Annotated in this window: 16 protein-coding genes and 2 pseudogenes; 9 read left to right on the top strand and 9 right to left on the bottom strand. The window is 57.8% G+C overall.

Going from position 1 to position 17,299, the window contains the following annotated elements:
* Nucleotides 1–44: 44 nt before the first annotated feature.
* Complete coding sequence (locus MK6180000_RS07970; RefSeq protein ID WP_138934245.1) at nt 45–1,067, bottom strand: GIY-YIG nuclease family protein; 1,023 nt, start codon at nt 1,065–1,067, stop codon at nt 45–47.
* Nucleotides 1,068–1,183: 116 nt separating this feature from the next.
* Nucleotides 1,184–1,804, bottom strand: a complete 621-nt coding sequence (locus tag MK6180000_RS07965; protein WP_138934244.1) for a hypothetical protein — start codon at nt 1,802–1,804, stop codon at nt 1,184–1,186.
* 102 nt (nt 1,805–1,906) lie between these two features.
* On the opposite strand from MK6180000_RS07965, the gene MK6180000_RS07960 reads away from it, so the two are divergent.
* The gene (locus tag MK6180000_RS07960; protein ID WP_138934243.1) at nt 1,907–2,161 is read left to right on the top strand and encodes a helix-turn-helix domain-containing protein; all 255 of its coding nucleotides are present in this window, start codon (nt 1,907–1,909) and stop codon (nt 2,159–2,161) included.
* A 343-nt stretch (nt 2,162–2,504) separates the two neighbouring features.
* Here MK6180000_RS07960 and MK6180000_RS20605 read toward each other — a convergent pair.
* Both MK6180000_RS20605 and betC read right to left on the bottom strand, forming a co-directional pair.
* Nucleotides 2,505–2,906, bottom strand: a pseudogene (locus MK6180000_RS20605) (IS21 family transposase); the annotation flags it as partial.
* A gap of 261 nt (nt 2,907–3,167) precedes the next feature.
* Complete coding sequence (gene betC / locus MK6180000_RS07950) at nt 3,168–4,676, bottom strand: choline-sulfatase (protein ID WP_138934242.1); 1,509 nt, start codon at nt 4,674–4,676, stop codon at nt 3,168–3,170.
* Nucleotides 4,677–4,807: 131 nt separating this feature from the next.
* Here betC and MK6180000_RS07945 point away from each other — a divergent pair, with 131 nt between their 5' ends.
* The 6 genes from MK6180000_RS07945 (at nt 4,808) to MK6180000_RS07920 (ending at nt 9,514) form a co-directional block, all read left to right on the top strand.
* Nucleotides 4,808–5,485, top strand: coding sequence for an amino acid ABC transporter permease (locus tag MK6180000_RS07945; protein WP_138934241.1), 678 nt, complete (start codon nt 4,808–4,810; stop codon nt 5,483–5,485).
* Nucleotides 5,486–5,495: 10 nt separating this feature from the next.
* On the top strand, nt 5,496–6,161 hold the full coding sequence (locus tag MK6180000_RS07940) for an amino acid ABC transporter permease (RefSeq protein WP_138934240.1): 666 nt from the start codon (nt 5,496–5,498) through the stop codon (nt 6,159–6,161).
* A gap of 8 nt (nt 6,162–6,169) precedes the next feature.
* Nucleotides 6,170–6,943 (top strand): amino acid ABC transporter ATP-binding protein, encoded by a 774-nt coding sequence (locus MK6180000_RS07935; protein ID WP_138934239.1) that lies wholly within the window; start codon nt 6,170–6,172, stop codon nt 6,941–6,943.
* A gap of 32 nt (nt 6,944–6,975) precedes the next feature.
* A complete protein-coding gene (locus MK6180000_RS07930; protein ID WP_246040461.1) occupies nt 6,976–7,827 on the top strand; it encodes a transporter substrate-binding domain-containing protein in 852 nt (283 codons plus the stop codon).
* A 66-nt stretch (nt 7,828–7,893) separates the two neighbouring features.
* Nucleotides 7,894–8,583, top strand: coding sequence for a GntR family transcriptional regulator (locus MK6180000_RS07925; protein WP_138934238.1), 690 nt, complete (start codon nt 7,894–7,896; stop codon nt 8,581–8,583).
* Nucleotide 8,584: 1 nt separating this feature from the next.
* The gene (locus tag MK6180000_RS07920) at nt 8,585–9,514 is read left to right on the top strand and encodes an aminotransferase class IV (RefSeq protein ID WP_138936404.1); all 930 of its coding nucleotides are present in this window, start codon (nt 8,585–8,587) and stop codon (nt 9,512–9,514) included.
* A 10-nt stretch (nt 9,515–9,524) separates the two neighbouring features.
* Here the strand turns inward: MK6180000_RS07920 and MK6180000_RS07915 are convergent, their stop codons facing one another.
* Nucleotides 9,525–10,496, bottom strand: coding sequence for a LysR family transcriptional regulator (locus tag MK6180000_RS07915; protein WP_138934237.1), 972 nt, complete (start codon nt 10,494–10,496; stop codon nt 9,525–9,527).
* Between MK6180000_RS07915 and MK6180000_RS07910 the strand changes: the two are divergent.
* Together MK6180000_RS07910 and MK6180000_RS07905 are read left to right on the top strand one after the other, a co-directional pair.
* Nucleotides 10,455–10,808, top strand: a pseudogene (locus MK6180000_RS07910) (DDE-type integrase/transposase/recombinase); the annotation flags it as partial. The gene MK6180000_RS07915 and the pseudogene MK6180000_RS07910 overlap by 42 nt on opposite strands.
* 162 nt (nt 10,809–10,970) lie before the next feature.
* Nucleotides 10,971–12,527 carry a trimethylamine methyltransferase family protein gene (locus MK6180000_RS07905; RefSeq protein ID WP_138934236.1) on the top strand — a complete coding sequence of 519 codons (1,557 nt, stop codon included), beginning with the start codon at nt 10,971–10,973 and terminating at the stop codon, nt 12,525–12,527.
* A gap of 189 nt (nt 12,528–12,716) precedes the next feature.
* Here MK6180000_RS07905 and MK6180000_RS07900 read toward each other — a convergent pair whose 3' ends face one another.
* Genes MK6180000_RS07900 through MK6180000_RS07885 form a run of 4 tightly spaced genes read right to left on the bottom strand, consistent with a single transcriptional unit; the run spans nt 12,717 to nt 17,188 of the window.
* Nucleotides 12,717–14,057, bottom strand: coding sequence for an NAD(P)/FAD-dependent oxidoreductase (locus MK6180000_RS07900; RefSeq protein WP_138934235.1), 1,341 nt, complete (start codon nt 14,055–14,057; stop codon nt 12,717–12,719).
* A complete protein-coding gene (locus tag MK6180000_RS07895; protein ID WP_138934234.1) occupies nt 14,054–15,550 on the bottom strand; it encodes an aldehyde dehydrogenase in 1,497 nt (498 codons plus the stop codon). Before MK6180000_RS07895 ends, MK6180000_RS07900 begins: the two co-directional genes overlap by 4 nt.
* Nucleotides 15,547–16,470 (bottom strand): dihydrodipicolinate synthase family protein, encoded by a 924-nt coding sequence (locus MK6180000_RS07890; protein ID WP_138934233.1) that lies wholly within the window; start codon nt 16,468–16,470, stop codon nt 15,547–15,549. The genes MK6180000_RS07895 and MK6180000_RS07890 overlap by 4 nt, the downstream gene beginning before the upstream one ends.
* 7 nt (nt 16,471–16,477) lie before the next feature.
* A complete protein-coding gene (locus MK6180000_RS07885; RefSeq protein WP_425466831.1) occupies nt 16,478–17,188 on the bottom strand; it encodes a GntR family transcriptional regulator in 711 nt (236 codons plus the stop codon).
* Nucleotides 17,189–17,299 lie beyond the last annotated feature (111 nt).

Here is a 17,299-nt window from a genome sequence, read left to right as displayed (position 1 = left end):
GGGGGTACTGGGCGTTGGAAGACGGTGGAGTGGGTGAGGGGGCGTCAGCGGCGCGGACGGCGAGGTTTGGGCTTGGGCTTGGCTGTGTCCTGCCGCGGCCAGCGCGGGCTCTCGACCTCGTCCAGCAGGCGCCGGATGATCGGCTCGGCCTCGGCCGCGTAGATCTCCGACGTCACGTTGATCCACCCCTCCAGCTCAGCGCGCGGGATCACCTTGCCCGGGTGGTCTGCCTTCAGCTGCCGGTGCAGGCCTTTCTCGATCCGCAGCGCCACCTGGCCGCTCGGCATGGGCACCTCGTCGATCAGCTCGGCCTCGACATCGCGCCGCAGTCCCAGCTGATAGCGCAGGCGGCTGCCTGGATTGCGGCTGTAGCCAAGCTTGACGAACCAGCCCAGCCCCGGCACCCCGAAGCGCATGAGGTAGAGCGCGCTCGGCGCCGCCGACCAGCATTCGCCGCAGCCGCCGCAATTGAACCGCCCGGTGTCCAGATTGGCGGTGGCGACGCGCTGGCGATGCCCGCAGGCCTCATGCTCCAGCAGCCGGTAATTGGCGCTGCCGCCCGGATCCGCGCCGATCACGCGCCAGCCCCAGTCCGCGGCGGTCTGCTGCAGCTGTTCCAGATGACAGATATCGCAGTGATAGCCATCGCGGCCCGGCACCGGTCCTTCCGCCGCCAATTTTGCGACCCGCCCCCGCTGCAGCCGCGCCTCGTGGCCGCAAGGCAGTTCGTAGATTGCATAGTGCCGATGTGCCTCATCGCGGACCTTGAGCACGAAGCCAGCCTTGGCGGCATTGCCGCGCTGCTGTGCCATCTGGCAGCCACCGCAGGCGGGCTGGGCGCTGCGCAGCGTATAGACCTTATGCGCGGTGTGTGCGCCGCAGGCGAGGCATTCGAGCGCGACATGAGACCGGTCCCGGATCCGGCGGTCGATCCGGTACCCCTTGCGCTTGGCAAAAGCGTGCCACGCTGCCGGGATAGGGCGCTGCTGATCCGTCCAGTCGGTTGCGGCGACGTCACGAGACTGGCGGGGGAGGTGGAGGGGCTTATTGGTATTGATATTGGTCATGGGGGACATCCTTTGCAGACAGGTTGAGAGAGGCCGCACCCGAGCGGGGCGGCAAGATGCGGGGAGGGGAGCCGCGCAGATGCGCGGCGATCAAACAAGCGTTTGGTGGGGAGGGGTTAGCAGGCCTCGGGCCATGCCTCGGTCAAGCCGTAGGGCAGATCCTCAGGATCGCAGACTGGCTGATAGAGATCGAGCTGCGCGACAGCCGTCAGATGCGCATGGCATTGATCCAGCAGCGCGCTGATCGGGTGCGGCAGATGGCCCCGCCCGAGACGCTGGCGGAAAAACGTCGCAGCGCGCAGCCGGTCATGCGCCACCCCGAATGCGCTGATGGTCTCGGCGCTCATGACCGCATCGGCGATGCCAACCATGCTTAAAAGCGCCTTGTCGTCGCTGCGGGTCACCGGGGCCGCACGCAGCGCATGACGCATATCCAGCACTGCGTCCCAAGCCCGCTCGGCTTCGCGCAGCCAGGCATCGACTGCCGGATCCCACACGCTGATATCCGCGATATCGCGCTCCGCCTCGATCGCCACGGCGAGCGCGCCGTTGAGCTTGGAGAAAAGGACGGAGAGGATGGTGGGGGCGTGAAGGTCTTCTGTGGACGCAATGGGCCTGGTCTTCAGAGTACAGTTCCTGACGAACTTTAAGCCAGAGGGGGCAGAATTTGCCTTACGGGTGATCTCCCGAGCGGCAATCATAGTTGCTTTGCGGGTGTATGCGGCTGCCTGTGTCATCAACTTATCTCCAAGTCTTGCGTTGTTGTTACCTTGTGATAAGTATTTAGCACGAGGTGCTGATATAGTCAACACCATGTAACAACTTTTCAGTACGGAGATATGACTTTGACGCCAGTGCAACTCAGAATGGCGAGAAACGCTGTGCGTTTGGGCGTACGCGAATTGGCAGAATTGGCCGATGTAGCCCCCGCAACTATCAGCCGATTTGAAAGCGGCAAAGGCGGGATGCAGATGCGCTCTGCAGACGCTCTGCGCTCAGCTCTCGAAGGGCAGGGAATTCAGTTTCTCGCAACGGGCGATATAGCGAAGGCTCCCGGTGTGGCACTGCAAGGCAATATGGATGGCGCCGCATAATGCGCGACACAGTGCCATCCTTCAGTGCTTCACGTCGCTTGACGGATGTGACGCGCGCCGATTTGCCCTGCACCCGCATATCCGCATTGGCGATGTGATCGCGCCGGTTCGTGCTGGAATGCATGACAAACAATTCCGGATCGAGTTTGAAGTCAGCCGGGGCCAAGATATCGACCCAGTAATCGACGCGCGACATGTTGAAGTCCTCAGGCCGGGTGCGGATGCTTAGCCGGTTGAGAACATCATCCAGATGCGCCTTTGCCGCGCCGAGGCCCAGCGTTGCCATGAAGGTTGATCCAAGCGTGACGCGGATGCCCCAAGGGTCCTTGGCATTGGGTTTCTTGAACGCCCATTGCGCCCCGGGGCGAAAGGTCAGAGGCACGAAAGTGCCGCGTCCCGTTGTCTGCTGCTCACGCTGCCGATCGGCGCGCCAGTCACGGGCAAATGCCGCAACCCGGTTGTAAGAACCGATAAAACCAAGCGCCACCAGATCGGCATGCAAGTGCTTCAGCGTTCGCCGTTGCTTGCGCGACTTGCCCGCTTCCGTCTTCAGCCATCCAGCCAGCTTCTCCGCGAAGGGATCGAGCTTACTCTGACGCTCCGGTGTCGTGAAGTGCGGCTCGATCGTGCCTGCGGTCAGATACTTCGTGATGGTGTCGCGCGATATGCCAGTGCGTCGCGCAATCTCGCGGATCGATAGCTTCTCCCGCAAAGACATGCGTCTGATAATGTTCAAAAGTCCCATGTGTATCACTCCGCTGCTCCCCGTTGCGCATCGCGCTGGGGGAAGGGTCACAGGGCTCAAATCTCAGTGGAAATTATCCGTCTATCCGGCTCACCTCTGCGTGGAAATCTACAGCAAAGGTCACCTTCGAGCCCGCCGGGATCAGGTTCAGCATTGTTGCGAGACTTTGAACAATTATATGGCCCCTTTAGGCGCGCCAGGGAAGCTGCTGGGCCGCTCTTGGACCCAAAAACTCTGCCGACGGACACTGCTAGTGCCAACCTACTCTATTGGATTGAGATGCGCTTTGGCCTCCACCTCAACCGTCCAGCGCCCGGCCCTGACATATTGCTGTGATGCATCCGTGTAGGGCTGAAAATCCCACGCCGGGGGGACCCCGAACTGGTGCGATTTTGCAATCAGACGTCGCTTGTTTTGGTCCGCAATAATATCAATCTTTAGCGCACTCGCATCCCAAAGGCTCTCAGCCTTCGCCATCAGCCGGGTCAGTTCACCCTTGACTGATATATCTTGCGCAAGGTTGTTAAGCTCCAAAGGATCAGCCTCCAGGTTAAACAACAGCGGCGGGTCAATTTCACTGTAAAACAGTTTGTAGCGGCTGTCGCGCAACATGAAGGTCGGCTCAAATACACCTTCGGCCAGAAATTCTCCGGCAATGATCCGGTCTGGCAATTGCTCCCCGCGCAACAGCGGAACCAGCGATGTGCCATCAGTTTCCAGAATCTCCGTTCCCCCGCCCCCAAGATCATTGAAGGTCGCAAGAATGTCCAACAGTGAAACGGGGGTTTCCACGCGGTTCGGCGCAAAACGCTTCGGCGCCCAAACAATCATGGGGACACGCACCGACCACTCGAAGAAGCACTTCTTATAGTACATACCGCGTTCGCCCATCATGTCGCCATGATCGGAGACGAATACAACAACCGTGTTGTCCGACAATCCGGTTTCTTCCAGCACATTCATCAAGGCAGCGAGTTTTGCGTCGATGTATTCGATTGACGCATAGTACCCATGCCGCGCGTTGCGGATGTGATTGTCGGTGACCGTCGCCGCACCAATTGAATAATGCTCGTAAATTCGGGCGCTGTGTGCATCCAGACTGGCCGGATCAAGTGCGGAAACTTCGGGCAGGTCAATCTCGTCGTCCGTGTATAAATTCCAGAACTCCGGCCGCGCGACATAGGGATCATGCGGGGACGTGAAAGAAACCGTTAGCATGAATGGCTGCGGTTTGCTGTCGCGTGCCCGGTCGTACAACCAGCGAACGGCCTGCACTTCGACATCATCATCATAGTCGATCTGGAGCGAGCGCAGGCAAGGACCGGTTTCCAAAACATTCTGCATGTCCTGAAATTTCACCTTTGCCTTAGGTTCCGCCCAATTGGGCGTCCAGCCAAAATCCGACGGGTAAATGTCGGTCGTCAGTCGCTCCTCGTAGCCGTGCAACTGATCGGGGCCTGCAAAATGCATCTTGCCGCTCAGACAGGTGCGATAGCCGTTCAGGCGCAGGTAATGGGCAAAGGTGGGCGTCGTCGCAGAAAACTCCGGCGCGTTGTCATAACCTCCAACCTTGGACGGCAAGAGACCGGACATCATCGACAGTCGGGAAGGCCCGCACAGAGGCGAATTGCAATACGCATTCTCAAACACCACGCCTTGCGAGGCGAGCTTCGAGAGGGCGGACGCACGCACAACCTTGTGCCCGTAAAATGGCAGGGCTTTGGCTGACATCTGATCTGCCATTACAAACAGGATATTCGGCTTGTCCATCACTGGCCCCTTTAGAACATGACGTTATCTCAGCAATCTGCCAGAACATAGAGTTATCGTCAATTGTTGACAATATACAAAAAGTCAATTAGAGATCGTTCCAACTGGAAATTCAGCTTGGGAGGCTCGGCGTGCATGACTGGAATTTTCTAGCGGTATTCGCTGATATGGATTTTCTCCTGCTGGGACTTGTCAACACGCTAAAAGTAGCGGGGTTGGCGTTGCTCTTTGGTGTTCCGCTCGGATTGGCGCTTGCACTAGGGCGACTATCGGGGATCCGGCCGCTGTCTATCCCTTGTACTTTCGTGATCGAGTTCTTCCGAACGACACCGCCGCTCGTTCAGCTTTTCTGGTTCTTTTTTGCTCTGCCAATCCTGATCGATATCCAGATGACACCATTCATAGCGTCGGTCGTGACGTTCTCTATCCAGTCCTCGGCTTTTTTTGCCGAAGTGTTCCGGGGCGGCATAAATTCAATCGACAAGGGTCAGTGGGAGGCGTCTAAAGCCATCGGTATGACCCGCGGAAAAACCTTGCGGCGGGTGATCTTGCCGCAAGCGGTGACGCGCATGATCCCTGCCTTTGCGGAGCGGTCGATCGAACTGGTCAAGACGACAACGCTCGTGTCGACTGTATCCTATGCCGACCTGATGTTTCAGGCGAACGAGCTGGCGCAAAAAACATTCCGGCCGCTCGAAGTCTATACAGTCGTCGCAGGCATCTACTTCATTCTGATCTTTGTCTTCTCGCAGGGCACCATTGCGCTGGAAAAGCGTCTGGCGCGCAGTGGCGATTCAACGGTCCACTAGGGAGGATTGCATGGAATACAACTGGGATTTCTTGACTGTTCTATCCTATTGGGATGTTCTTTTTGTAGGCTTGCAAGGCACGCTGAAACTGTTCGCAGTGACCGTTGTGACCGGCCTGCTTGGCGGGCTGTTGATGGGTATGCTGCGATACTCCCGTAATCCATTTGTCCACTACCCCGCCACTGCATTTGTCGAAGTGTTTCGCAACACACCCGTTCTGGTCCAGATCATCTGGTTCTATTTCGCCTTGCCTGTTCTTGTCCCGTTTGAAGTCAGCCCCTTTCTCGCGGCCGCGTTGGGTATTTCACTCAACACAATCGCTTTTTCGGCAGAAGTATTTCGCGGTGGGATCCAGTCTATCGATGGTGGCCAGTGGGAAGCGGGCAAGGCCATTGGAATGTCGTACATTCAAACGATGCGGCGACTGATCCTGCCGCAAGCAATCAAACGTATGTTGCCGGCTCTAACCAACCGCGGCATCGAGGTGTTCAAGATGTCAACGCTCGCCTCGGTGGTCGCCTATGTCGAGACCCTGCAGCAAGCCAAGCTCATTGCATCGATCGAATACAACCCCATCGAATCCTACACGGTTGTCGCGATCATGTTCTTTATCATTCTCTACCCGATCGTTCAGGCCACCTATGTGCTGGAGCGGCGTCTTGGAAAAAGCGATTGAGAGGCGAAATGGAAACTGTTGTAAAAGTTGAAAATCTCCGCAAGAGCTTTGGCACGCTCGAAGTCCTCAAGGGCATTGATATGGATGTCCTCGAAGGCGAAACTGTTGTCCTTCTGGGGTCCAGCGGATCGGGGAAAAGCACGCTTTTGCGGTGTGTCAACTTCATGGAAGAACCGACCGACGGGCGGATCAGTCTGCGCGGCGATCTTGTTGGGACGGAACGCAGCGGAAAAATAACCTACCGGGAGAGCGACCTGTGTAAACTTCGCACGCGGATCGGCATGGTGTTTCAACATTTTAACCTGTTTCCGCACATGACGACGCTTCAGAATGTCATGGAAGGGCAAATGACAGTTCTGCGTCGGTCGAAACAAGAAGCCGAAGAGAAGGCAATGAAGCAACTGGAGCGCGTCGGTCTGGCGGAAAAGGCACCGGAATACCCCTCGCGTCTGTCCGGTGGGCAAAAGCAACGGGTTGCCATTGCACGGGCTTTGGCAATGGACCCGGAGGTGATGCTGTTTGACGAAGTAACGTCCGCACTGGACCCCGAACTTGTCGGTGAAGTCCTCAAGACGATGCGTCAACTTGCCGAAGAAGGCATGACCATGGTGTGCGTCACACATGAACTCGGTTTTGCCTATCACGTCGCTAATCGCGTGATGTTCCTGCACGAAGGTCAAATCCTCGAACAAGGTGCCCCCCAGCAAATTTTGAAAGAACCGGACACGCAGCGGGTCCGGGAGTTTCTCGAAGGACACTCGTTGTTCAAGCTGCCTCACTAAGAAGTCCAACACAAAAACAAAGGGAGATAATTGTGAAAAATCTTACAAAACGCATGACACAGATTGTCGGCGCACTTGCTGTTGTCATTGCCGCTTGCTCGGCGGGCAGCAGTGCGCAGGCAGAATCAACATGGGACGCAATACAGGATCGCGGTACATTGCGCCTAGGCGTAACCCAATCTCCACCGTGGTATTCCAAGGATGCCCGTTCGGGTGAATGGACCGGCGGTCTGGGTGTAAGCATCGGAAAAAACATGGCCGAAACGCTGGGCGTTGAACTGGAACCTGTCGAAGTGACATGGGGAACCGCGATTGCCGCGCTCGAGGCTGACAAGATCGACATCATGTTCGTGATGGACGCGACCCCCGCCCGTGCAATGGTTGTCGATTTTCCGAAACAACCGTTGCTCTATATTTCGTTGGCCGTGCTGGCGAATGACGGCGTGGATGCTTCAACTTGGAAAGCTCTGGACAAACCGGAAATAAAGATTGCTGTGCCACAGGCAACTTCGATGGATGATTTTTTGACCCGAAATGTTCCGAATGCCGATATCCAACGTTTCCCTGACAACGCCACGGCCATTGCTGCATTCCAATCCGGGCGGGTTGATGCCGTGTCGTTATTCCATCCGCCGCTGCTGTCCGCCTGGCAAAAACTTGGTCGCGGGCAGGTTGTCATTCCGACACCGGCTTTCAGCTCACCTTCAAGTGCAGCAGTGCGTCGCGAAGATGATAAGACTTTCCGCGATTGGGTGGATAACACGATCTTTTACTATTACGAGACTGGTAGAACCCAGCGTTGGTATGAAGAATTTCTTGCCGATTTTGGCCTGGACCCAGCCAAGTCACCCCCGATCCAGCGAGAGCTTCTGTTTAAGCAATAAACCAACTATGGCGGGTTTTGGCCCGCCATAAGCACACTGACAACATTACAGGAATGAGCCTGCCAAATGACTGCACTTACACCCGTTATCAATAGGACACTGAGCAGTCAGGTGGCAGAACAATTGCGGTCGTTCATCGTTGGCGGGACGGTTCAGCCCGGTGAGCGCCTCACGGAAACGGCCTTGGCAGAGCAACTAAATGTCAGTCGGGGACCGCTTCGAGAGGCGGTCCTAAAGCTGATAGACGAGGGGTTGATCGTCAAAGAGGTCTATAAGGGCATCCGCGTGCGCCCTACTGATAGCAAAGAACTACATGAATTGTATTCGATGCGCTCAACGCTTGAACGGTTCGCATTTCGCGAGGCATGGGCCAAGCGGACCAAGGAAGATTTTGCTGAACTTGATCTGCGCATTGCCCGATTGGCCGCTGCTCGCGATGACGGTGACATGGCAACGGTCATAGACCACGAGATTGCCTTGCATAGCTGGGTATTTGAATTGTCGGGTCACACCTTGTTGCAAGCGAGCTGGACAAACTTTGCCCCGCTTGTGCGTCTTTACCTGTCGATCCATCAGCAGAAGTTCGGCACACATGGCGTGTTCATGCCTGAAAACATCGAGTATTGCGAGTTGGCCAAAGGCTCCGACCTGTCCGCGATGCTGGCGCACGTTGACGAGCATATGAAACTTGGCCTTGAAGAAATCATCAAAAGCGTCGGTTTCCAGCAAGCTGCAACTAAAACTAAGAAAAAGTGACATGACTGAACAGCATTCTTCCCATACGACCCATGACGCTGCCGATGACGCGCGCAACCGTGACATCATGATTTATGTCAACGGCGACATCGTGCGCCGCGACGAAGCAAAGGTCTCTGTCTATGATGCGGGCTTTATGCTGGGCGACGGGATGTGGGAAGGAATGCGGCTTTACAACGGAAAGTGGGCCTTTTTCGACGAACATATGGACCGTTTCTTCAACTCGTGCAAAGCGGTCTCGCTGGATGTCGGCATGGACAAAGCCGGAATTCTGCACGCGCTGAGCAAAACAGCCGCCGCCAATGGAATGACCCATGACGTCCATTGCCGCCTCATGCTGACGCGGGGGATCAAGGACAAACCGTTTCAGCATCCGGGCCTGAGCCGCAGCGGGCCAACGCTGGTCTTGATTATGGAACATTCCAAACCTGTCAACAGCCTGCAAAGCGCCGGCATCAGATTGGCCACTGTGCCACAGGTGCGCGGCCTGCCGATGAGCCAAGACGCCAAGCTGAACAGTCATTCAAAGCTCAATTGCATCATCGCCTGCCTACAGGCTGAAGCAGTTGGCGCTGACGAGGGTCTGATGCTGGACCCGCATGGTTTTGTTAACACCACCAACGCATGCAATTTCTTCATCGTGCGCAGAGGGGAAGTTTGGACATCAACGGGCGACTATTGCATGAACGGCGTTACCCGCCAAAAGATCATCGATCTGTGCCGGGGAAGTGACATTCCCGTCTATGAAAAGAACTTCTCGCTTTACGAAGCCTACGGTGCTGATGAAGCGTTTCTGACAGGCACATTCGGTGCCCAGACCCCTGTCGCATCCATCGACGGCAAAACTATTGGCTCTGGCGACCGAACAACAACCGCGCACCTGCAAGGTCTCTACAAAGAACTGGTCAGAGCAAATACAGGCGCAACTTGAAGGCGCGGTGTTAAGTGTTTTCCGCAACGGGCGGATGAACACCCGGTTGCTCTGCGTTCACTTCGGCTAGAATGAAGTCAACAAACTTCTGAACATACGGTCTATCCAATGACGCCTTGTTCACTTTGAGGTAATTGCCCCGATCCACACGCAAAGGTGCGTCTGTCAACGTGCAGAGCCGCTCGCTTAAGATGTGTGACCTCACCAGATGTTGCCGGCCCAAAACCGCGCCTTCGCCAGCAAGTGCTGCTTCGATTAGGACAGGATAGCTGTTACTCATGATGCGGGGTGGTACAGTTGGTGCCTCACAATGCTGTGCTTCGAACCAGTCACGCCTTGTGATGGGAAGCCAGCCAATCGCCTCCGGAGACCAGTGTTTTCGATGCAACTCCAGCAGTTCGGCGTTGAACAAACTGGCGGGCTCGGGAAAAGGACCATGCGTACGTTGGTAGTCAGGGCTGCACACCGGTTCGATGACTTCGGGAAACAGAAAATACTGTATCTCTCCGACTTCGCAGCGTTCATTTCCGCAGATGAGCGATAGGTCGACCTCGTCGAAATTGCGAAGGGTATCATTTTCGTCAGAAGCCAGAAGTACAAAACGAATGTCTGGATGCATTGCGGAAAACTTATCCACAAATGGTTTCAGCCAATAGGTAACGGCCGCGTTTGTGCCCGAACAAGTGATCAGCGCCGTTTCATCCGGATTCCCGATTGTGTCGATGGCGGTACAAATCTGGTCAAGACTCGCGCCGACCGCCGCTAAAATCGTCTGCCCTTCAGCTGTCCATTCAAGGCTGTTGTGTTTGCGCGCAAACAACGGCGCCCCCAACGCCTTTTCCAAACCCCTTATTTGTTGACTGACGGCGGCTTGCGTGATGTGCAACTCGTTACTTGCTTGGGTAAAGCTCAGGTATTTAGTGGCGACCTCGAATGTAGCAAAGCCGCATTGAAATTCCTCAGGAAAACCATGAAACGCCATGGCAAGGTTGAGATGCTCGTCACCGACAAACTGCGTTCCTACGGCGCGGCGATGAAGGTCATTGGCAACGTCGACGAACAGGAAACTAGCCGCTGGCTCAACAACAGGGCGGAGAATTCTTACCTGCCGTTCCGACGACGAGAACGGGCCATGCTACGCTTTCGGCGCATGCGAAGTCTGCAGAAATTTGTCGCCGTTCACGCCTATGTCTTCAGCCATTTCAACCAAGAGCGCAACTTCTACAGCCGGTCAAATTTCAAGCTAAACCGTGCCGCCGCTCTTGCCGAGTGGCGCGACCTTTGTGCGGCATAACAGATTGTCGATACCGGAAAACTGAGACGAGTTCGCATTCGTCTGACACAATCGTCGGTGATGTCTGGCCGGCCCCATGTCGTTTCCGGCACCGATCTTTCGCAATCATCCGCATCTCAATCTGCGATCCCGTCCAATATCCTGTGAACGAGGAGACCAACCATGAATGCTCATGAACCCAAGACCCGTTCCCGCGCCGGCGGCCGTTCCGCGCGCCGCATCCAAAGGAGCACCCGCGATTTCGCGATGCTGCCGGGACTGACCAACCGGCTTCCGCTGTGCGAGGTCATGGATGGCGATCACGTCGACAAGATTGATAACGCCTCCATGCATATTCTGGAAAATGTAGGGGTGGTGTTCCGCGATCCGATCGCGCTGGAAGATTGGCGAAAGGCTGGAGCGAAAGTCGTGGGGGAGCGGGTGTATCTTGACCGTGGCTTGGTGCGATCGCTCATTTCGACGATCCCCTCGGACTTTACCTATTATGCGCGGAATCCGGCGAATAACGTCCGGCTTGGCGGACGTCATTCGGTTTTTGTGCCAATGACTGGCGCGCCCTATCTGCGAGACCTCGATGATGTGCGGCGGAATCCAACACTCGACGATCTGGCCATGTTTCACAAGCTCAGCCACATGAGCCCGGCCCTGCACTCGACCGCGCACCATATCGTGGAGCCCTACGATCACCCGATCAGTCAGCGGCATCTGCGCATCACCTATTCCTCGATTAAGCATTCGGACAAGATGTTCATGGGCATGACCACCAGCCCCAAGAACGCCGAGGATGTAATGGATATGTGCGCGATCCTCTTTGGCGAGGAATTTCTGGAGACCCATCCTGTCACGACGGGCAATTGCAACGGCAACTCGCCGCTGGTCTGGGACGAGACGATGCTGGGCGCAATGCGGGCGTTCTGCCGCCGCAATCAGCCAGTGCTATGCTCGCCTTTCGTTCTGGGCGGGGCCAATACACCCGCCTCGGTCCCGGCCACGGTCGCGCAGCTGAACGCCGAGGCGCTGAGCGCGCTGGCCTATACGCAGGTGATCCGCAAAGGCGCGCCGGCGATCTACGGGCACTATCTGTCGACGGTTTCGATGAGGTCGGGGGCGCCGATGGCTGGCACGCCCGAGATCAGTCTCATGAACTTCATGATCGGCCAGATGGCGCGCTTCTACGATGTTCCCTGGCGGACATCGAACACGCTGGGCGGGGCCAAGACCTTTGACGCGCAGGCAGGCTATGAGAGTGCGACGACGCTGTCCGCCGTGATGCACGCGGGGGCCAACTACATCTGGCATTCGGCGGGCTGGAACGAGGCAGGGATGCATTGCTCGGTAGCCAAGTTCGTCGTCGATGCCGAGCAATGCGCGATGGCTTATCGCATGGCCGAGGGGCCGAAATGGCATGATTTCGATGAGGCGCTGGCGGCCATCCCCGAGGTCGGCCCCGGCGGCCATTACCTTGGTCATCCGCACACGCAGGAGAATTTTCAGACGGCCTATTTCATGCCCGAGCTTTTCGACAACAACTCGATCGAGCAATGGGTGGTCGACGGGTCAAAGGAAATCACTCAAAGAGCCCTTGAACATGCGCGCAAGCTGCTTGGCGATTACGAGGAACCAGCGCTGGACCAGGCCAAGAACGAGGCGCTGCTAGATTACATCGCACGGCGCGAGCGGGAGATACCTGCAGCCGAGGCGCTGAACCAAGACTATTGAATTGCTCTTATCCAACGGTGCCCGCTCCGGCCGCTGCTATTCCCGGCTGTGAGTTTCGCACGGTTCTGATCGGTCTGCTGCCGGAGAAACTGACTGTTGGGACTCTTGCCGCCGAATGCTTGGAGCAATCGCTTGGCTTTAGAGCGCAGCGCTTGAGGCAGACACAACCGCCCAGAGGCGCGGCGGCGACTATTCGTCCCGCGCACGCCATTCCTTCATGCGCAGCACCGCATTCGCGCCGATCTGCTGGAAGGGCTGTGGTGGCAAACGCATGGGTCTTGCCTCGCCCCCGAAATGCTCGGTGATGCTGCTTGTCTCGCCGGTGGCTAGCTCGGCTGCGGCAATACCGGTCAGTGTTCCGCGCGCTGTTCCAAGGCCGTTTTGGACGCAGCCGGACCAGACACCCTCATCCAGTTTGTGCGTGACCGACACCCCATTGAGGCTGAGGCACAGATGCCCGGCCCAGGCATGCTCCATCGCCAAGCCAGCAATCTGCGGGAAGCGCTGATCGAATTTGCGGCGCATGGTTCTGGAGGCGCGGGCGAGGTCGCGGGCCACTGGCCGCGTGTTTGGCCTCAGACTTGCGCAGGTGCGAATGATGATGCGGTTGCCGCCCTGACCGGTGTCGATCCGGCGCACCGTCGTGCCCATGGGATCCGACGGTGTGATCCCCCATCTGGATCGCCCCCCGAGCCTGCGCATGGCACCCTCATCCAACTCGGTCGTCATCACCGCATAGAGAAAGAGTTGCATCAATCGCCCCTTTTCAAAGCCAAAGCTCTCGAGGTGGCCATTGACCGTCAGGATGATCCTCGGCGCCGTGATGATGCCGTGCGGCGTTTGGACCTGCCAGTCTGGCCCGGCGCGATCAAATCGGGTGACAGGTGCGTTCTCAAAGATGTCGACGCCCACCTTGCGCAAACCCGCCGCCAGTCCGCGGATATAACCGGCCGGCTGCAGCATGACCGTGCCCGGCGAATACAGGCCCGAACGGTAATGCGACGATCCCGTCAGCTCTTGCATAGAATGCGAATCCAGCATCTCGCAGCTTTCGCCAAGCGACGCGAGGTGCTTGGCGTAGCTGGCATTATGGTCCTCTGCCGCTGGGCTGACTGCGCCGTTCACCTTGCCGTCGGGGAGGAAATAGTTTCGATCGATGCCGTATTCCTCGACGGCCTTCCCAGCAAAGCGAATAGCTTGGCGGTTGAGCGCGATCATCGCCAAGTCGTTGCCGGCGCCCGCGTAATCCTCAGATTGAAGATCGTGGGGCAGATCGATCATGAAGCCGGAATTGCGGCCCGCGGCCCCTTCGGCGACGCGTCCAGCCTCCAGCACCGCGACGCGCGCGCCCGGTTGCAGTTGGGTCAGCCGCCGCGCCGCCGAAAGTCCCGCAAAGCCCGCGCCAATCACGACGAAATCTACCGTTCGGTCCCCGCACAGCTCTTGCCCACCCGCCGCTGGCCCGAGGATGGCGTTCCAAGCCGGAGGGCCCAGCTGCACCGGCAAGCGTGCGGCGCGGTAAGTGGTCAATCGACGGCCTCGTCTTCGTCATCGGCAAGATCGATCCAGATCGTCTTGAGCTGGGTGTACTGGTCATGGGCATGGATCGAATTGTCGCGCCCGCCAAAACCCGACTGCTTGTAGCCGCCAAAAGGTGTGGTTATATCGCCCTCGCCAAAGCTGTTGATCGTGACCGTTCCGGCGCGCAACATGCGCGCGCCCCTGATGGCCCGCTTGGCATTAGCGGTGAACAGCGAGGCGGCGAGACCGTAATCGGTGTCGTTCGCCACGCGGATCGCCTCGTCAAAGCTGGACACCGTGATGACCGACAAGACGGGGCCGAATATCTCTTCGCGGGCCAGCGCCACATCGTTGCCCGCCACCTCGACGACCGTCGCTTTGACGAAGCCGTTTTCAGCCTTTCCGCCAAAGATGATCTTGTCTGCCTGCTCCAGATAGCCGCACACCTTTTTGTAATGCGCCTTCGACACCAACGCGCCCATGCGGATTTCAGGATCGAGCGGGTCGCCGACATTCCATTGCTTGGCATGATGAGTGATCCGCTCCAGCAAATCGGCCTTGATGTCCTTGTGGACGATCAGGCGGGAGGAGGCCGAGCAATTCTCGCCCATGTTCCAAAAGGCACCATTGACCACATGCGCCGCCACGCGGTCCAGGTTCTCGGCGTCGTCCATCACGATGGCAGGGTTCTTGCCGCCCATCTCCAGAACGATCTCCTTGGCATTCGACTCGCCTGAGTAGCCAAGGAATCGCTTGCCGGTGACGGTCGACCCGGTGAAGGACACCATGTCGATATCCATATGCCGCCCGATCGGCTCGCCCACGTCGACACCACCGCCGGGCAAGACATTCAACACGCCGCGCGGCAGGCCGGCCTCGGCGGCCAGTTCTGCAAGGCGCAGCGCGGTCAGCGATGTCTCCTCCGCGGGTTTCAGCACGACAGAGCATCCAGCCGCCAGGGCGGGCGCGATCTTCCATGCCATCATCAACAGGGGGAAATTCCATGGCAGAACAAGGCCGACCACTCCGATAGGCTCGCGCACAATCATGGCGATGTGGTCATCGGACGCGGGCGACACCTGATCGTAGATCTTGTCGATCAGCTCGGCGTGCCACTTGATGCAGTGGATTGTCTCGGGCACGTCCACGGTTTCGCAATCGTAGATGGTCTTGCCACTGTCGAGGCTTTCCATCACGGCCAGTTCGCGCGCGTTTCGCGTCATCAGCTTGCACAACCGGATCAGCACGTCCTTGCGGTCCGAGGGGTGCAGGCGGGACCAGCGGCCATCCTCGAATGCCTCGCGCGCCTTGGTCACGGCAAAGTCTACGTCCTCGGCCCCGCAGGCGGCGACCTGCGCCAATTCCTTGCCCGTCGCGGGGTTGATCGAACTGAAGGTCTTACCCGAGGTCGCAGGGCGGTAGCGGCCGTCGATATAGGCCATCGTGGGAAAATCCAGACCGGCGGCGATGGCCTGGTACTCGTCTTTTGTCAGCAAGCTCATTTCGTGCCCTCCGCGCGGATATCAGAAATCGTTTCTTTCAGCACCCGGACAACCTGTTCCAAGGCGCGTTTGTCGTCCTTATTCAGCGGCTTGAGCGGTGGGCGCACTACTGAACAGTCGATGCCGTTCAGCGTCACACCATGCTTGATCGTCTGAATGAACTTGCCGCCTTGTTCAAATACACTCATCAGCGGCAGCAGCGCTGACATGATGCGCCGCCCTTGGACAAAATCATTTTCGATCACGCAGGCCTCATAGAGCGCAACATGTTCGGCCGGCAAAAAATTGGACCCGCCACAGACCCAGAAGGGCGCCCCCCAGGCAAAAAACTCCAGCGCTTGGTCGTCCATCCCGCAACCCAGTTGGATATGCGGATAGTCCCGCGCCAAAAGATGCACGCGATTGATATCGCCAGAGCTTTCCTTGATCCCGCAAAAATTCCGTGACCGTCCGACGCGGTCCAGGAACTCCTCGCCCATCATGGTGCCGGTCCGGTGTGGATAGTTATAAAGCATGATCGGCAGGTCCGCCGCCTTATCGATGGCCAGCGCGTTCAGCGCGTTCTCGCGGTCCGTCGGCACCGAATAAGGCGGGGAGGCCAGCAGGATCGCATCCGCCCCCATGTCGCGCGCGGCCCGCGCCAGTGCGATAGAATCGCCAGTCAGCATGGCCCCCGTTCCGATCACCACAGGCACACGGCCCTTTGCCTTCTCGACGGTGAATTGCGCGATCTCTATCCGCTCGGCAACGGTTTGCGCGAAGTTCTCGCCGGTCGAGCCACCCGAGATCAGGCCATGAACCCCTTGGGCAATCAACCAGTCGATAACCTCCTCCAGCGCGTCCCAACGGACGGAGCAGTCATCGGCAAAAGGTGTCACGACGGGTGTGTAGATACCGTCAAACTTGAAAATTGGGGTCATGTGTCTCTCATCCGTTTGTCATCCTCGGGCGCGCCCCAAGGGGTAGGTCGAGGCTGGCTGGCATCACGAAAAGCTCGATCTGTCCGCGCGACAGACTCCAGTGCTCGTCCGCCAGTTGCCCCGCGCGATCTGGGTCGCGCGCCTCGATGGCTGCGATAATTTCGTCATGTTGGCGGCTGGCCTTATCCAAGTTTTCGGCCATGCCGTTCGATTGTGGTTGGTAAAAGGTCGTGCCGATCCGCGCGTGATCGATCAGCAGCCGCTGAAAGGACGGCAGCAGATAAATGTTGTCGGCCATCTCTCCGGTGATTTCGTGAAAACGGTTATTGGTCAGCGCGCGGTCCACCGCCGTGCCGTTGCGCAGCGATTGCCGAAACCGATCTTGCGCCGCGCGCAGCGCCTCGATCTGATTGGCCTTGGCATTTTCTGCGGCGAGGCGCAGCACGGCACCATAGATCATCGGCGCGGCCACAAAGAAATCCCGTATCGTCGCAAATGACATGTCGGCCACGCGCGCCGAGCGGTTTTCGCGCATCACCACGAAGCCTTCTCCCGCAAGTTGGCGCAATACCTCTCGCAGTGGCGTACGCGACACCGACAGTTCCACCGACAAAACAGCCTCGTCCACATCAGAGCCGGGCGCCATGCGGGTCGAGAGGATCTCTCTGCGCAGATGCTCGATCAGTGCCGTCTTGGACTTTTTAATATCGGTCAACACACCCCACTCCTTTGCTTTGGTTACTCCTGGGCGGCCTCCGGTATCGTTCTCGCACTTCCCAAGGCAGCAGCATTTACTGTATAACATTTGCATAAAGTTTTGCTACATACA

Source organism: Roseovarius arcticus (assembly GCF_006125015.1).
Lineage (GTDB): Bacteria > Pseudomonadota > Alphaproteobacteria > Rhodobacterales > Rhodobacteraceae > Roseovarius > Roseovarius arcticus.
This window is presented reverse-complemented; position numbering and strand designations above follow the sequence as displayed.

Coding starts and splice junctions, on each gene's coding strand:
- MK6180000_RS07970 (WP_138934245.1), bottom strand. CDS start 1,067: ATGACCAATATCAATACCAATAAGCCCCTCCACCTCCCCCGCCAGTCT.
- MK6180000_RS07925 (WP_138934238.1), top strand. CDS start 7,894: ATGACTGCACTTACACCCGTTATCAATAGGACACTGAGCAGTCAGGTG.
- MK6180000_RS07890 (WP_138934233.1), bottom strand. CDS start 16,470: ATGACCCCAATTTTCAAGTTTGACGGTATCTACACACCCGTCGTGACA.
- MK6180000_RS07920 (WP_138936404.1), top strand. CDS start 8,585: ATGACTGAACAGCATTCTTCCCATACGACCCATGACGCTGCCGATGAC.
- MK6180000_RS07905 (WP_138934236.1), top strand. CDS start 10,971: ATGAATGCTCATGAACCCAAGACCCGTTCCCGCGCCGGCGGCCGTTCC.
- MK6180000_RS07895 (WP_138934234.1), bottom strand. CDS start 15,550: ATGAGCTTGCTGACAAAAGACGAGTACCAGGCCATCGCCGCCGGTCTG.
- betC (WP_138934242.1), bottom strand. CDS start 4,676: ATGGACAAGCCGAATATCCTGTTTGTAATGGCAGATCAGATGTCAGCC.
- MK6180000_RS07965 (WP_138934244.1), bottom strand. CDS start 1,804: ATGACACAGGCAGCCGCATACACCCGCAAAGCAACTATGATTGCCGCT.
- MK6180000_RS07915 (WP_138934237.1), bottom strand. CDS start 10,496: ATGGCGTTTCATGGTTTTCCTGAGGAATTTCAATGCGGCTTTGCTACA.
- MK6180000_RS07935 (WP_138934239.1), top strand. CDS start 6,170: ATGGAAACTGTTGTAAAAGTTGAAAATCTCCGCAAGAGCTTTGGCACG.
- MK6180000_RS07940 (WP_138934240.1), top strand. CDS start 5,496: ATGGAATACAACTGGGATTTCTTGACTGTTCTATCCTATTGGGATGTT.
- MK6180000_RS07960 (WP_138934243.1), top strand. CDS start 1,907: ATGACTTTGACGCCAGTGCAACTCAGAATGGCGAGAAACGCTGTGCGT.